Source organism: Roseibium polysiphoniae (assembly GCF_014842925.1).
Classification (GTDB): domain Bacteria; phylum Pseudomonadota; class Alphaproteobacteria; order Rhizobiales; family Stappiaceae; genus Roseibium; species Roseibium polysiphoniae.
Map to the genome: position 1 here is coordinate 1 of NZ_JACYXJ010000007.1, position 14,869 is coordinate 14,869.

At 57.7% G+C, this 14,869-nt stretch carries 16 protein-coding genes; 6 read left to right on the plus strand and 10 right to left on the minus strand.

The window, feature by feature from the left end:
* Positions 1 to 204 precede the first annotated feature (204 nt).
* The 6 genes from IG617_RS18220 to IG617_RS18245 all read right to left on the minus strand — a co-directional run bounded on the left by IG617_RS18220 (position 205) and on the right by IG617_RS18245 (position 6,056).
* Positions 205 to 1,494 (minus strand): amidase family protein, encoded by a 1,290-nt coding sequence (locus tag IG617_RS18220; protein ID WP_192110685.1) that lies wholly within the window; start codon positions 1,492 to 1,494, stop codon positions 205 to 207.
* A 112-nt stretch (positions 1,495 to 1,606) separates the two neighbouring features.
* Positions 1,607 to 2,260 carry a DUF2848 domain-containing protein gene (locus tag IG617_RS18225; RefSeq protein ID WP_192110686.1) on the minus strand — a complete coding sequence of 218 codons (654 nt, stop codon included), beginning with the start codon at positions 2,258 to 2,260 and terminating at the stop codon, positions 1,607 to 1,609.
* A 12-nt stretch (positions 2,261 to 2,272) separates the two neighbouring features.
* Positions 2,273 to 3,553 carry a TRAP transporter large permease gene (locus tag IG617_RS18230; protein ID WP_192110687.1) on the minus strand — a complete coding sequence of 427 codons (1,281 nt, stop codon included), beginning with the start codon at positions 3,551 to 3,553 and terminating at the stop codon, positions 2,273 to 2,275.
* Entirely contained in the window at positions 3,550 to 4,083 is a 534-nt protein-coding gene (locus IG617_RS18235; RefSeq protein ID WP_209008603.1) for a TRAP transporter small permease subunit, read from the minus strand. Before IG617_RS18235 ends, IG617_RS18230 begins: the two co-directional genes overlap by 4 nt.
* 12 nt (positions 4,084 to 4,095) lie before the next feature.
* Complete coding sequence (locus IG617_RS18240; RefSeq protein WP_192110688.1) at positions 4,096 to 5,142, minus strand: TRAP transporter substrate-binding protein; 1,047 nt, start codon at positions 5,140 to 5,142, stop codon at positions 4,096 to 4,098.
* Between the two features lie 23 nt (positions 5,143 to 5,165).
* Positions 5,166 to 6,056, minus strand: a complete 891-nt coding sequence (locus tag IG617_RS18245; RefSeq protein ID WP_338110032.1) for a putative hydro-lyase — start codon at positions 6,054 to 6,056, stop codon at positions 5,166 to 5,168.
* 58 nt (positions 6,057 to 6,114) lie between these two features.
* Here IG617_RS18245 and IG617_RS18250 point away from each other — a divergent pair, with 58 nt between their 5' ends.
* The 6 genes from IG617_RS18250 (at position 6,115) to IG617_RS18275 (ending at position 11,623) form a co-directional block, all read left to right on the plus strand.
* A complete protein-coding gene (locus tag IG617_RS18250; protein ID WP_192110689.1) occupies positions 6,115 to 7,017 on the plus strand; it encodes a LysR family transcriptional regulator in 903 nt (300 codons plus the stop codon).
* Between the two features lie 258 nt (positions 7,018 to 7,275).
* Entirely contained in the window at positions 7,276 to 8,148 is an 873-nt protein-coding gene (locus tag IG617_RS18255) for a phosphate/phosphite/phosphonate ABC transporter substrate-binding protein (protein ID WP_192110690.1), read from the plus strand.
* A complete protein-coding gene (locus tag IG617_RS18260) occupies positions 8,148 to 8,960 on the plus strand; it encodes a phosphonate ABC transporter ATP-binding protein (protein ID WP_192110691.1) in 813 nt (270 codons plus the stop codon). The genes IG617_RS18255 and IG617_RS18260 overlap by 1 nt, the downstream gene beginning before the upstream one ends.
* Positions 8,953 to 9,792, plus strand: a complete 840-nt coding sequence (gene phnE / locus IG617_RS18265; protein WP_192110692.1) for a phosphonate ABC transporter, permease protein PhnE — start codon at positions 8,953 to 8,955, stop codon at positions 9,790 to 9,792. Before IG617_RS18260 ends, phnE begins: the two co-directional genes overlap by 8 nt.
* Positions 9,789 to 10,466, plus strand: a complete 678-nt coding sequence (locus IG617_RS18270) for a class I SAM-dependent methyltransferase (RefSeq protein ID WP_192110693.1) — start codon at positions 9,789 to 9,791, stop codon at positions 10,464 to 10,466. The genes phnE and IG617_RS18270 overlap by 4 nt, the downstream gene beginning before the upstream one ends.
* Entirely contained in the window at positions 10,463 to 11,623 is a 1,161-nt protein-coding gene (locus tag IG617_RS18275) for an alpha-D-ribose 1-methylphosphonate 5-triphosphate diphosphatase (RefSeq protein WP_192110694.1), read from the plus strand. Before IG617_RS18270 ends, IG617_RS18275 begins: the two co-directional genes overlap by 4 nt.
* A gap of 16 nt (positions 11,624 to 11,639) precedes the next feature.
* On the opposite strand, the gene IG617_RS18280 is transcribed toward IG617_RS18275, so the two are convergent.
* From IG617_RS18280 to urtD, 4 genes are all read right to left on the minus strand, one after another.
* Positions 11,640 to 12,014: an FmdB family zinc ribbon protein gene (locus tag IG617_RS18280; protein WP_192110695.1), complete on the minus strand. Its 375-nt coding sequence runs from the start codon at positions 12,012 to 12,014 to the stop codon at positions 11,640 to 11,642.
* Positions 12,015 to 12,106: 92 nt separating this feature from the next.
* Positions 12,107 to 13,336 (minus strand): formamidase, encoded by a 1,230-nt coding sequence (fmdA, locus tag IG617_RS18285; RefSeq protein ID WP_192110696.1) that lies wholly within the window; start codon positions 13,334 to 13,336, stop codon positions 12,107 to 12,109.
* 54 nt (positions 13,337 to 13,390) lie between these two features.
* Positions 13,391 to 14,080 (minus strand): urea ABC transporter ATP-binding subunit UrtE, encoded by a 690-nt coding sequence (urtE, locus tag IG617_RS18290; protein WP_192110697.1) that lies wholly within the window; start codon positions 14,078 to 14,080, stop codon positions 13,391 to 13,393.
* 9 nt (positions 14,081 to 14,089) lie between these two features.
* A complete protein-coding gene (urtD, locus tag IG617_RS18295) occupies positions 14,090 to 14,845 on the minus strand; it encodes an urea ABC transporter ATP-binding protein UrtD (protein ID WP_192110698.1) in 756 nt (251 codons plus the stop codon).
* Between the last annotated feature and the right edge of the window lie 24 nt (positions 14,846 to 14,869).

Here is a 14,869-nt window from a genome sequence, read left to right on the forward strand (position 1 = left end):
CCGTCCGCCAGCGACGTTGCCGCCGTCGATGAACGTGGTTATAGGACCACACCCCAAAACCGTCAACGACAAACTCCAAAAAAAACAAACTAAATAAAAATACAAAACTACAACTGTGGACAAAGAGGAAGGAAAGGAGAGGAAAACCTAATTATTTCAATAACTTACGCAGAAGCTACGTCCTCACCTCATAGAGCTACACGTTCATCCGAGGCGGGTCAGAACAGCCTCTACGGCTTTGCCACAGGCTAGTAGCGCGGCGTCATTGTTCCTGGCCCCGATCAGCATTGCGCTGAGGGTCAGGTCATTGTGCCCGAAAGGCATGGCGAGGCTGCAGCCATCCGCGCAGTTGGCGAGAGATGGATTGCGCAGCGCGAGCAGATTGGCACGTCCAAATTCCGCGTCGTCCGAAAGGTCCGACACTTTTGGTGGCAACAAAGGTGTCGTCGGCAGCAACAGAAAGTCCCCGCCAAGCTCAGCTGCAAAAGCCTCGGCAAAGGCATTCCTGTTGTTCAGGGCCTGACGGTAGCTGACCGCATCGAGTTCATCTGCGCGGGACATTCTGGAATGAACGCGAGGATCGAAATCTTCGGCACGACCTTGAAAGAGGTCCTCATAATGAGCGCGCGATTCAACCGAGGTCATCTGCCAGGGGGCAAATTTCCCATACAGATCGATACAGCCGAGATCTCTCTCGAGAATTTTGAAGCCCGCGTCACCCAAGGCGGAAAGGATTGCTTCGAACCCCTCCGCGATCACGGGATCCAACTCGTCGAACCCGAAATTTCGAGCGACGACAAGGCGCCCCACTTCGGGAGCTTCGGGCACGGCCGGCAGACCAGCCATGACCTGCCAGGCAAGTTCGCAGTCGGCAACGGAGCGCGCCATCGGACCAAAGCTGTCGAGCGTATCCGAGAGTGGCTTGCCCCCTGCGAGAGGAACAGTCGCCTGCGTCGGCTTGAAGCCGGTGATGCCGGTGAACGCGGCTGGAATGCGAAGTGAGCCGCCCGTGTCGCTACCGATCGCGATGTCACACAATCCAAGGGCAACCGAAACAGCGCCGCCACTGGTCGAGCCGCCGGGCGCACAGCCTGGATAGGCCGGGTTGTCCGGCGTCCCGTAGTGAGGGTTAAGACCAATACCGGAATAGGCAAACTCGGACATGTTGGTCAGACCCAGGAAGACCGCACCGGCCTCGCGGAGCCTTGCGATCGCAGGTGCGTCCCGTTCCGCAGGCGGTTCGCCCTGCAAAACCTTGGTACCGGCTGTTGTCGTTTCACCGGCAACATCAAACAAGGCCTTGATGCTGGTGATCGCGCCGGCAAGTGGCGAGGCAATGGACGGCGCCAGCGCTGCCTGCTCGCGTGCGAGGGGACCCAGATCCCTGGTAAAGACCGACGCAGCCGCGGGGTCCTCGGCCAGTCCCGTCAATGCGCGTTCTGTCCGTTCCGAAGCGATCTCAGCACTCCAAGCAAGGTCGGTCCTGGCACTCATCGTCATCTTCTTTCCAAAGTTTCCGCGGTCAATGGCCCGATGTTTCTCGAAGTTCCAGCAATATTACAAGCCGCTGTCCGCCCCAGACGGTACGCCTGAGGTGCCCGTTTCCCTATGAAACAGCGGAGAGACAACGGGTTCGGTACTGCCACTCGATCTTCGCGCCGGAAACCGGATCGCTCAAAGACATCTTGAAATCATCAGCCGCCCTTACGCCGCCAATGGCGGGCAAGGTTCCGCAAAGCATGGCGGTCCCTTCCGACATCTCGATCCCATCCATCAGACTGGCCAGAGGTAAAATCGATGCCAGAGTTCCGTCCTGATAGGGCTTCCAAGAGCCGCCTTCCAAAATCCAGGATCGCAGCTCGAGCTGATCAAGACGATCTGAAACGTCGTCAAGCTTCCAGAGATCGGGAGCGACCGGCTTGGCGCAGATTTGCTTGGAGTGCGCAACGGAATAGGTTTCGAGTGCCCGGTCCGTATGGTCTGACGCAAGCCCCAGCCAGAGCGTACCGCCTGATTTCAGCAGAAATGGCTCGGCCTCACCAGAACTCTCCGTGCCCAGAACCTGAACCACACTATCTTGCGTCAAAAGTGCGGGAGCGCATTGATAGTAAAGAGGCACGGTTGACGGGGCCGGAACACCAATGGCCGCCAGCTCTTCAATATGATGATCGACCGCAGCCCTGTCTCGTCCGGTCCATCCGGCGACGATCAAAGTGTGCGGCGTGCATTCGAGCACACCAGCCGGTGTCTGAAATTCCATAATAGGAGCCTTTTACAAGCTGGATGGGAGGAAGAGAGCAAGCTGCGGCGCCAGGATAAGAAGACCGACCATCAGCAGCATTGCGAAGGCATAGGGAATGCAGCCCAGCATGACATCTTTGAATGGCGCCCTGCCCCGGGCGGACTGAACCACGTAGAGGTTCAATCCAACCGGCGGTGTGATCAAAGCCATTTCGACCAGAATGATCATCAAGATCCCGAACCAGATCTTGTCGTAACCCAGGTGCACAATGATCGGCACAACAATGGGGATCGTCGCCACCATGAGAGACAAGGTCTCGATGAAAAAGCCGAGGACGATGTACATCAGCACAATCACGAGGAGGGTCGCGAGCGGCCCCAGACCGAGCCCATTAAGCAAGTCTTGCAACGCACGGCTGACGCCGGCAGCCGTCAGGACGAAATTCAACACATAGGCACCAATGACCACCAGCATGATCATGGCCGACGTGCGGACTGCGCCACGCAACGCCTTGGACAGCATATCAAGGCTGAACGCCCTTTGTTGAACAGCGATTGCCAGCGCAATGCCAACCCCGATGGCCGCAGCTTCAGTGGGCGTCGCCCAGCCAGCATAAATCGAGCCGACGATCGCGGCGAAAAGACCGAAGATCGGGATCAGGTCAAGGAGCCCGACGAACCTCTCGCGCCAGGCGCTTGGGCGCCGAGGACCGCCGAGAGACGGCCACAGCACGCAAAGGATCACCGTGAAGATCATGAAGAGCAGCGCCATCAATAGACCCGGCAACAGCCCGGCCAGAAACAGCTGCGGGATCGAGCTTTCGGTCAGGAACCCATAGACAATTAGGTTGATTGAAGGCGGAATGATAATACCGAGTGTACCGCCAGCGGCGATTGCGCCGGAAAACAGCTTCTCGTTATAGCCCAGCGCCCGCGCCTGAGGCATCGCAACCGTTGCGACTGTCGCGGCAGTCGCGACCGACGAGCCGGACGTTGCAGAGAACATGGTCGATGTGGCGATATTCGCATGGATCAGACCACCGGGCAGCCAGGACACCCATTTGTCGAGCGCGGTGTAAGTCCTGCTTGCCACACCGCTGCGGACCAGAATTTCTCCCAGCAGCACGAACAACGGAATGGCGATCAAGGTTGCACTGTTGGAGGACGACCAGACCACCTGGCCAAGGCCGCGCATCAACGGGAACGGACTGAAGAAAAAGTCGATCCCGAAGGCGAGCAGAAACAGAACAATCCCGACCGGGATGGAAAGGGCAAGAAGGCCGAGAAGACCGAAGGCTGTAAAGGGGATCATTCGCTTCCCCCCATACCAACGGCTTCTTCAATAGCGTCCTCGTCGCTGACGAACAGCTTTAGCATGACATAGACAACCAAAAGAACGGCCGAGATCGCAAACCAGAGCCAGCCGGACCACCACAGCAATTGCGGAATCCACAAGGGTGTTTCCAGCGGCGTGTTGGCCCTTGCACCTGTCGAAAGCGTCTTGGCGACGACCGACCAGCCGCGCCAGGCGACAACCAGTGCAGTCGCTGCAAGGCTCATGATGGCAATCGCGTCGAGGAGCGCCCGACCTTTCGACACAAGGCGCTCGCGTACGAGGTCGATACGCACATGCGCTCTCTCGGTCAGGGCGTAGCTCACGCCCCAACTTGATGTGATTGCCATTACGTAGCCGGAAATCTCGTCGACTCCGCCCAAGGATCCGCCAAGTTGGCGGGTCAGAATTTCAACGAGTGTATAAAGGACACAGACCATCAGCATTGCGCCGACGGCAATTGCCACCCGGTCGTTGATTTTCTTCAAGAGATAGATGAGCGGAGTCACGAGTTTCCAGCCTTAGTTCAGGGTCAGTTCAACGCCGGTGACCTTGCCGACGCTGTCGTTCCAACGCTTGGCCCACTCAGGCCCGGCGCGTTCAGCCCATTCGGGCAGAACCTCGGAGATCAGGACCTCCTTCGCCTTGGCTAGGTCTTCGTCGTTTGCGGCGACAAGGGTCATGTCATGTGCATCACCGTAGGTGCATTCGCCGGTTCCGGTCAGGCAGGCAATATCGTTTGCAAGTGCACCCTGAGCCGACTGCCAAGCGGGAGCCTCGAACTTTTCCTTGATCGCGCTTTCGAGAGTGCTCTTTTGAGCATCGCTGAGCGAGTTCCACTTGTCGAGGTTAATCGCGGTGACAACGGGATCCCAGCCACCGAGCGGCAGCGTGATCAAATGGCTCGAAACTTCCCACCAACCCGCGTTGTAGCCCGAGCCTGCTCCGGTGACGGCGCAATCGACAACGCCGCGCTGCAGGGCGCCTGGCACTTCGCCAAAGCCGATATTGACGCCTTCTGCACCCAGGGCTTCCAGGAACTTCGCGGTCATGCGGCCCGAAGCACGCACTTTCTTGCCTTTCAGGCCTTCCAAATTGCTGACTTCCCCGTTGCAGAAAACGACCTGCGGCGGATAGGGCGCAATCGCCAAGACCTTGGCGTTGAAGACGTCCTTGTAGATGTCGTCGACCATCGGGCGTGCCGCTTCAACGGCCTTCTGAGCAGTGGCAGCATCCGTGGCGATCAGGGGCACATCCAGACCTTCGAGCGCCGCGCTGTCGGCGACCGCATAGTCGCCCACGGTCATTCCCACGTCAAAGACGCCCTGGGACAGCATCCGGAACACATCTCCGCCAGCAATGCCCATCTGGTCGTGCGTAGTCATTGTGGCCGTCAGGTCGCCTCCGGAGACTTCCGAAAGGGTCTCGGTCCAGAACGGCATTTCATACTGCTTGTAAAGTGGCAGGCTGCTCCAGCTGCCGACGACGGACAGCTCTTCCGCCTGAACAGCACTTGCTGCGGTGAGCGCGGCAAGAGAGAGCGTGGATAGTGCGAGAAGTTTTTTCATGTTGTTCTCCATTCCGGGAAGGTTCAGAAAGTCGGTTTTTTATTATCGTTGCAGGGGTAGATCGGCGCGCATTGTTCGCTGACATCAGCGATGAGCATGGCACCAGGGGCGTGTGTGATCGAAAGAGCGGACTTGGCTTGCATGATCGCAACCTGCGGAGTGACACCGCAGGCCCAAAAGAGAGGAACTTCGCCCTCCGCTATTTCGACCGCATTGCCCCAATCCGGTTTGCCGACATCCGCAATGCCAATTTCCTCTGGCGATCCGATGTGGAGCGGCGCGCCATGGGCAAGAGGATAAGATCTGCAGATTTCAAAGACTTCGTCGATCCGGTCTTCATGGATCGGGCGCATGGACACAACCGTATCGCCGCCAAAAGGTCCGCACGGAACAGTCTTGATGGACGAGCGGTACATTGGAACCGTTACGTCCATCTCAATGTGGCGCATGGAAATGCCTGCACGCAGCAGAGCGTTTTCGAAGGTGAATGAGCAACCGATGGCAAAAGCCACAAAATCGGGCTGCCACACATCGATCAAATCCGGCACCTGCTCGGCCAATACGCCATCGCGGTAGATGTTGTATCGTGCTGCGTCGGTGCGGATGTCTACGGTTTCACCGAGCCGCTCCACCTGCGGATTGCCAGGCTCGGACACGCCAGCAAGCGGACAGGACTTCGGGTTTAGTCGACAGAATTGGTGAAAGTCATCCGCCAGATCACCGGAGACAATTGCGAGATTACATTGCAGGTGCCCCTTGGCGAGACCTGCCGTGTGGCCCGTGTACAGACCGGACCGGATTGCACTGCGGACCGCAGCGAAATCGCGCTCGACAAGTTCTGAATAATTGACGGTCTGGACCATACGCACCCCTTCACTCTGGAAAAGGCTGAAGCTGACGGCGTATAAAGTCAAATTGCTATTTCTTGTTCAAAGTGATCCAATTTCCTGATCACCAGATAGGACCCACGACATGACGCTTGAGCAGTTGAGAACTTTCCTTTGGGTTGCACGCCTTGGTGGCGTCCGCCGTGCCGCCGAGCAGATGAACATTTCCCAACCTGCGGTCTCCTCGCGCATCGCAAGCCTGGAAGCCTTTCTTGGCGCAGAGCTGTTTACGCGTAGTTCGACCGGCGTGTTTCTGACGAAACAGGGTGTCCTGCTGCGTGCCCACGCGGAACAGATCGCCGCGCTTGTCGAGCGGATCAAGGCAGACATCATGCCGGCCGACAGCGTGAGCAGTCTTCTCAGGCTTGGCGTTGCTGAAACGGTGGCCCAGACATGCCTGCCAGATTTCCTGACACGGCTCCACCAAACCTTCCCGAAATTGAAGATCGAAGTCTCGGTCGATATCTCACTCAACTTGCGCGAAATGCTGCTTGAACGATCCCTGGATCTGGCGATCCTGATGGGACCTATCTCGGAATATACGGTCGACAATGTCGATCTGCCGCCGTTCCAGCTGAACTGGTATCGCCCACTGAACATGGAGGAGCCAGACCTCAGGGTGACGCCCGTGATTACCTATAACCGGAACTCCAGGCCTCACCGTGAACTGACCCGCGAGCTTCGCGAACGCTATGGAAGCACAGCACAGATCTTTCCCACCAATTCGCTGTCCACCGGCTTTGAAATGGTCGCATCCGGACTGGGCGTTGGCATCCTGCCCCATGCCCTCGGACGCAGATTTGTCGGCGAAAACAAGATCGCCACATTTGATCCAGGCTGGTTGCCCAATCCACTCCAGTTCACAGCCACCTATATCGGGGAACCACGCGACGAACTGGTTGCCGAAGCCGCCCGGATCCTTCAGGAGGTCGCTGTCGACTATCATCGCCGCATCGCGGATATCGATTGGCAGACCTCGCAGGGCTAGATAATGACAACAACACCAGCAAATCACTGAATAATTACAATATATTTTCTACGCCTACTAATAATATTTAATCATACAAGAACTAAAATCACCAATAAAACTGCTGATATCAAGGTCAATACTTACTGTTTCCAGCCTTCATTTTACCAAAACGACATATTTCCATCACTACCAGGTTAAGTAGGGATGGTATTTGAGGTCGGGTTTTGCATATCCCCGCCAGCTTACGCAGCTCGCGTCCACCAGGGAGATCCTGAAATGAAGTTTTTGAAAACCGCAGCCCTCGCGGCTGCTACCCTTGCGCTGTCCGTTACGACGTCTTTTGCAGACAATTTCAAACTGGCTGTGACCGATGTTGAAGGCCTTGAGCGCCTTCAGCTCGAGTGGGGTCCGTTCAAGGGCGCGCTTGAGACCGCGACTGGCCATACTTTTGAGTTTTTCCCGGTCACCAGCCGCACAGCAGCTGCTGAAGCGCTGCGCGCCAAGCGCGTCGACTTCGTTGTCACCGGCCCGGCTGAATACATCGTCATCAACAAGCTGACGGAAGCCACGCCTCTGATCGGTCTCGGCCGCCCTGACTATTTCTGCGCAATCGTTGTTCGCGCCGACAGCGGCATCGTTCGCCCGGCTGAACTTGAGGGCCAGAAGGTTGCTTTCGGCGACATTGGCTCGACATCGAACATGCTCTGCCCAATGCAGCTGATGGCTGACTACGGCATCGATCCTGCCAAGGACGTCGATCGTCTGCACACTTCCCGCAACATTGCTCATGAAGCTCTGAAGAAGGGCGACGTTGCAGCCATCGGAACCAACCACAACTCTTGGATCAGCGTTCGCAACAAGGACGACAGCGTTCCGAACGGTTTCTTCCGCATCATCGCACGTTCCGGCGACCTGCCGAACGACATGCTGATGGCCGCCGCACATGTTGACCCCGAGACTGCCCAGGCTGTTCGCCAGGCGATCCTCGACAACAAGGAAAGCATCATCAGCGGCATCCTCGCTCATGAAGAGAACGACAAGTACTCCGGCATGGACCTGGTCGCGATCGAAGACGGCGCTTACGACATCGTCCGTTCGATGTACACGACCGCTGGCTTCCCGCAGTACGACAACTTCATCGGCGAATAATGCAGACCGCAGCTTTGACCACCGGCGCGCAAGCGCCGGCGGTCCCTCCCCCGTCGCCGACGTCTCCCGCCAAACCGGATTTGGCAATCCGCGGGCTGTGCAAGTCATTCGAGGCCAATCGCGCGATCCTGACTGATGTTTCCTTTTCCATTGCCAACAAGGAAGCGGTCGCCCTGATCGGATCAAATGGCGCCGGCAAGTCGACGGCCTTGAGATGTGCCATGCGTCTGATCGAACCCGACAGCGGTGAAGCGGTGCTCTTTGGCACGGAGCTGCGTTCGGCCAAGGCTCGTCAATTGCGGAAAATCCGCAGCGACGTCGGTTTCGTCTTTCAGAAACACAATCTCGTCCCGCGCGTCTCGGCACTGACCAACGTCGTACATGGCAATCTGGGCCGAGCGAGCGGAGTACGCGGCTGGAGCCAGGCTTTCTCAGGACGCCAGATCAGAGAACGCGCCTATGCCTGCCTCGAAAGGGTCGGGCTGTCCGAACAGGCGATGAAACGGGCGGACCAACTTTCGGGTGGTCAATCACAGCGCGTCGCCATTGCCCGCGCCCTGATGCAGCAACCCAAAATGATCGTCGCTGATGAGCCGGTCGCCAGCCTGGACCCGGTCGCCGGCCAGGAAGTCATGGATCTGTTTCATCATCTGGCAAAGGAAGAGGGTATCACCCTGCTCTTCACGACGCACAATGTCGCTCATGCGCTTGCCTATTCGGATCGTGTTGTCGCTCTTCGCGGCGGCAAGGTGGAACTCGATCAGACCAGCGCCGTCCTTTCCTCCTCCGACCTGAACGAATTCTATGGTTGAGACCTCACAAACCCGGTCGGAGCGCCGGTCGATACCAACACGACTCGAGCGGCAAAATCCGCTGACCTTCGTCGCCTACGTCGCGTTGCTCGCTTTTGTTCTTTGGTCATTTCAGGGTGCAGGCTGGTCGTTTTCGGCTCTTGTCTCGGGTGGTCCGTCGATGGTGGATTTCCTGTCCCGGGCATGGCCTCCGACAACAGAGCGCCTGCCGCAGCTGTCGACCGCCCTGCTCGAAACCTTTCAAATGGCGCTGGCCGGCACAGTGATCGGCGTCATCTTGAGTGTTCCGCTTGCCATGATGGCAACCAGGGGTCTGACACGGCCAACCGTTCTTGGCCGGGCATTTGGCGCAAGCGCCCGGCTTCTGATCGCGTTTTTCCGAACAGTTCCGGACCTTGTCTGGGCTCTGGTCTTCGTTATCTCGGTTGGTCTTGGTCCATTCGCAGGAACGCTCGCCATCGCGGTCGATACCATCGGCTTTTGCGGCCGCTTCTTTGCCGAGTCCATGGAAGACGTTGAAAAGGGGCCTGGCGAGGCATTGACAGCCGCCGGCGCAAGCCGATTGGACACGATCTTTTGCGCAGTCATTCCCGCTGCCATGCCGTCCTTCATCACCACGTCTCTTTTCGCGCTTGAAAAGGCGACGCGCTCGTCCGTGGTTTTGGGCCTTGTCGGCGCCGGAGGCATCGGCATCGAGCTCAAGGTCGCCATGGACTTTTTCGACTACCAGCTCGCGATGACCATCATCCTCATGATTTTCGCACTCGTGCTTGTTGTTGAGCGCCTGGGCTCGATCGCGCGCCGCAACATTCTGGAAGGAAACTCGCAATGAGTGAACTAAACTCTCTCGAACAAACCGATACAGCCCATCTTGAATGGCAAAAACGCTGGCAGACAGAAGACGGTCGCGCCGACTGGCTGGTCGCAGAACCCGATGTCGCCGCGCTCGTAGAAGAGATGGCCAAAGATGGCCCGAAGACGGCACTGGATCTCGGCTGTGGCGTCGGTCGTCATGCTCTCGCCTTTGCCCGCGCTGGTTTCAAGACGCAAGCTCTTGATCTCGCCGATGCAGGTTTGGCAGAACTGAGCGCCAGCGCGAAGGCCGAAGGCCTCGATGTTGAGACGCATCTTGGGCCGATGAACGCGCTGCCGTTTGACGATAACAGCTTCGACTACGTTCTATCATTCAACGTGATCTATCACGGTGATCCCGACATCGTGCGTCAGTGCATCTCCGAAATCATGCGGATCCTGAAGCCCGGCGGCGTTTACCAGGGCACCATGCTGTCCAAGCGCAACGTCAATTGCGGCAAGGGCCGGGAGATTGCCCCCGATACGTGGGTCAACGATGGCGATGACGACAAGGCGCACCCGCACTTCTACTGTAACGCCAAAGAGCTGGTCGCACTCTACGATGGTTTTGAGCTTCGGTCTCTGGAAGACAAGTTGCACAAGAAACCGGGCTCGTGGCATTGGCACCTGATCGCGGACCTGACTGCCAAATGAGACCCATCCTAATACGCAATGGGCGTGTGCTCATTGCCGATACATTGGAAGATGCCGACCTGTTGGTTCAGGATGGCATCATCCAGCCGTTTGGAACGGCGGTACCGGCCGACGCTCTCCAGCTGGATGCCCGCGACCGGCTGGTATTGCCCGGCATCGTCGATGTTCATGGCGATGCCTTTGAACGCCAGATCATGCCCCGTCCGAAGGTCTCCTTCGACCTTCCGCTAGCACTCGCCGAAACCGACCGGCAGCTCGCCGCCAATGGGATCACCACGGCGTATCATGGGCTGACCCTCTCCTGGGAACCGAGCCTGCGCTCGATCGAAGCAGGAAGCGCCTTTCTGGAAACACTGGATCGCGTGAGAAAGGACTTCTCCGTCGATCACCGCGTGCAGATCCGCTGGGAAACCTTTGCGTTTGAGGCCATCGACCTGATTTCAGACTGGCTGAAGCGCCCTCTCGACCTTGCCATCGCCTTCAACGATCACACGAGCTCGACGCATCGAAAAATCGAAGCTGGAAATCACAGCAAGCTGTCCGATTGGGCAAGCCGTGCAGGCCTTTCGAATGAGGACTATCTGGCCCTCTTTGGACAGGTGTGGGATCGGCGTGCCGCAGTTGGCGATGCGATTGACCGCGTCGCGACGATGACGAGAGCATCTGGCGTGCCGATGCTCTCGCATGACGATCTCACGCTGTCAGACCGGACCGCATTTCGCAGCCTTGGATCACACATTGCCGAGTTTCCACTGGCTGAAGAAATTGCTGCCAACGCCCGGGCACATGGCGAGCATTGCGTCTTTGGCGCGCCCAATGTCGTGCGGGGCGGCAGCCATACAAATGCGCCTACCGCTGCCGACATGATCACCCGTGATCTGGGAACGATCCTCGCCTCGGACTACTACTATCCAGCCATGTTCTCGGCTGCGCAAAGACTGATCAGAGACCATTTGATGCCGCTTGAAAAGGCATGGGCACAGGTTTCGACCAATCCAGCGCAAGCCATGAGGCTTTCCGACCGTGGCAGGATCGAGCCAGGTCTTCGCGGTGATATCGTCATTGCCCAGGACCTGGCGCAAGACAACGCCAGGATAGAGGCCACACTTTCAAAGGGCACGATCGCCTTTCTGGCAAACGGAGCCCTCCTCTGCTGAGAGCCGCTTAGGTCAGTCAGTGACTGATCATCCAGGGGCGTTTCGACGGAAACACCTTGGCGCCATCTGCCGTGAAAACAGCACTGGAGCGCGCTGTCGATCCGCCAGAGCAACAGGCGCACCCTATCGGGTGCCTCCTCTTGCGGCTGTCCAGAGCATCGGATTCGCGGCTGTCTCTTGTGGAGACTTGCGGAGCGTGTTGGGACTTTTCATTGCGTTCGAACGCCGAGCGTCGGTCTGAGCTCAGGCCCGACATATGCGGTGCTTGAAGGAAAGCACGTGGAGCTTCCTGCTTGCAGGCCGGGCAACAAATCGGATCGGCATGGGCTGACATGGGCCGAAGAGCGGTGATTGGGCCGCAGCTTTCGCAGATGTAATCATAGACTGGCATGGGAACTCCGATTGGACGATCGAAAGAGTGTGGCGGCCAGCCGCAACGCAATTGCTGGAGCGTGGCGACTGGCCTTGCTGCGGTCTCGAGACTTAGAGGTCCGGTGCGAGCGGAACGTCAATGGAGCCGTCGAGGTACTTCGTCGGCCCATCTGCGCCCGGCATCATGTCGAACTCGAACACGTCCGTCGGCAACCAGAGCGTTGCGCAGGCATTTGGAATGTCGACGACACCCGAGATATGCCCCTGAACAGGCGCGGTTCCGAGAATCGCGTAAGCCTGCGCGCCGGTGTAGCCAAACTTCTTCAGGTATTCGATGGCGTTGAGACAGGCCTGGCGGTAGGCGATGTGCACGTCGAGATAGTGCTGGGTGCCGGCTTCATCGACTGAAATGCCCTCGAAAATGAGGAAGTCGTCATATTTCGGCTGGATTGGCGAGGGACGGAAGATCGGGTTTTTGACGCCGTATTTTTCCATTCCGCCTTTGATCAGGCTGACCTTGATATGAAGCCAACCCGCCATCTCGATGGCGCCACAGAAGGTGATTTCACCATCACCTTGGCTGAAATGAAGGTCGCCCATCGAAAGGCCTGCGCCGTCCACATAGACCGGGAAATAGACCTTAGAACCGCGAGACAAATCCTTGATGTCGCAGTTGCCGCCATGTTCGCGTGGCGGAACCGTGCGAGCCCCTTCGGCAGCCGCGGCATCGCGCGCCTCGCCCTTCATCTGCCCCATATGCGCTGACTGGGTCGTCGGCAAAGCAGCCAACTGCGGCACGCGATCCGGCTCAGTGTCGAAGAGTGCCTTTTCGCGGGTGTTCCACATGTCCAGCATATCTCGGCTCGGGAGACAGCCGATCAATCCGGGGTGAATCATACCTGCATATCGCACACCGGGAACATGCCGCGACTTGGTGAACATTCCCTCGATGTCCCAGATCGACTTCTGAGCTTCCGGGAAATGCTCGGTCAGGAAGCCGCCGCCATTCTGCTTGGAGAAGAAGCCGTTGAAGCCCCAGAGCATTTCTTCCTTAGCGCCAATATCAAGAATGTCGACCACCAGGAGATCGCCAGGTTCGGCGCCCTTCACGCCGATCGGACCAGAAAGGTAATGCACCTGTTCCAGCTCGACATCGCGCACGTCGGCCGCGTCATCGTCGTTCTTGATCTGACCGCCGGTCCAGTCATAGGTCTCGATCCTGAAGTCGTCGCCGGGCTCCACCCAAACCGCCATGGGAATGTCGGGATGCCAGCGATTGTGAACCTTTTCGTTGGTATGAGGGGACTCGCTCAAGTCCACCGAAATCAGTGTATCAGCCATGGTTTTCTCCTCGGTTGGGCGTGCCTCTTTCGGACGCTATGAATGGATTGGAAATCAGACGGAGAGGAATCCGGCGACCTTTGCCTCGTCGACGCTGGAACGGGGTTCGTCATGAACCAGGCGGCCGTTTTCAAGGACCAGGATCCGATCAGCGACATCGAGGGCGAAAGACAGCACCTGTTCCGAAACGATGATCGACAGTCCCCGTTCATCCCTGATGCGCTTCAGAACTCGCGCCATTTCTCTAATGATCGATGGCTGGATGCCCTCGGTCGGCTCATCCAGCAGAAGCACTTTCGGATTGGTGGCCAAGGCACGTGCAATGGCGAGCTGTTGCTGCTGCCCGCCAGACAAATTGCCGCCTCGCCTGCTCTTCATGTCCAAGAGCACCGGAAACAGCTCGTAAATCCCGTCTGGCACCTTGGTGCTTCCAGAAGTGGTCAGGCCGGTCTCGATGTTTTCCTGAACCGTCATTGTTGGGAAGATCATGCGTCCCTGCGGCACATAGGCGATGCCTCGTGACACACGCTCGAAACTCTTCAACGCCGTGACGTCAATGCCGTCAACCTGCGCGGAGCCCTGACTTGTCGGGACGATGCCCATCAGAGACTTCATCAGGGTTGTCTTGCCCATGCCGTTACGGCCCATAATCGCGACGATTTCTCCCGGCGCGACTGTGAAATCCAGGCCGTGAAGCACTTCGCTCTGACCATAGGCAACGTGATAATGATCGATTTGCAGCATGGTTGCCCCCTAGTGACCCAGATAGACGTCGATGACTTTGGGATCGGCCTGAACCTTGGCCATAGAGCCCTCTGACAGGATTTTCCCCTGATGCAGGACCGTGACCCGGTGGGCGATGTCCTCGACAAATTTCATGTCGTGCTCGACCACCAGAACCGACCGGCCCTTGGTGATCTCGTTGAGGAGTTTCGCGGTTTGCTTGCGTTCTGAAACGCTCATGCCAGCTACGGGCTCGTCGAGCATCAGAAGCTCAGGATCCTGAATCAGCAGCATGCCGATCTCGAGCCACTGCTTTTGGCCATGGCTCAAGAGGGCTGCCTGCGTATCGAGAAGTTCATCGAGAAACACCATTTCGGCGATCTCGTTGACGCGCGCGATAACCTCATCGTCCCGTTTGAACGTCAGCGCACCAAACACATTGCGTCCGCGGGGAAAGGAGATCTCCAGGTTCTCGAAAACCGACAGATCCTCGTAGATCGATGGGTTCTGAAACTTGCGTCCCACGCCCTCGCGGACGATTTCATGCTCCTTCATCTCTGTCAGCTCCTTGTTCCGGAACTTTATGGAGCCGTCAGTTGTCCTGGTGCGGCCGCAAATCAGATCGAGCACAGTGGTCTTGCCCGCCCCGTTGGGGCCGATGATCACGTGGATCTCGTTTTCATCGACATAGAGATTGAGATCATTGACCGCCTTGAAGCCGTCGAAGGAAACCGAGAGGTTCTCGATCGACAGAAGGAAATCGGTGTTGTTACCGAGAGTGTTCATGTGTCCGAACTCCAGTTGCAGCGG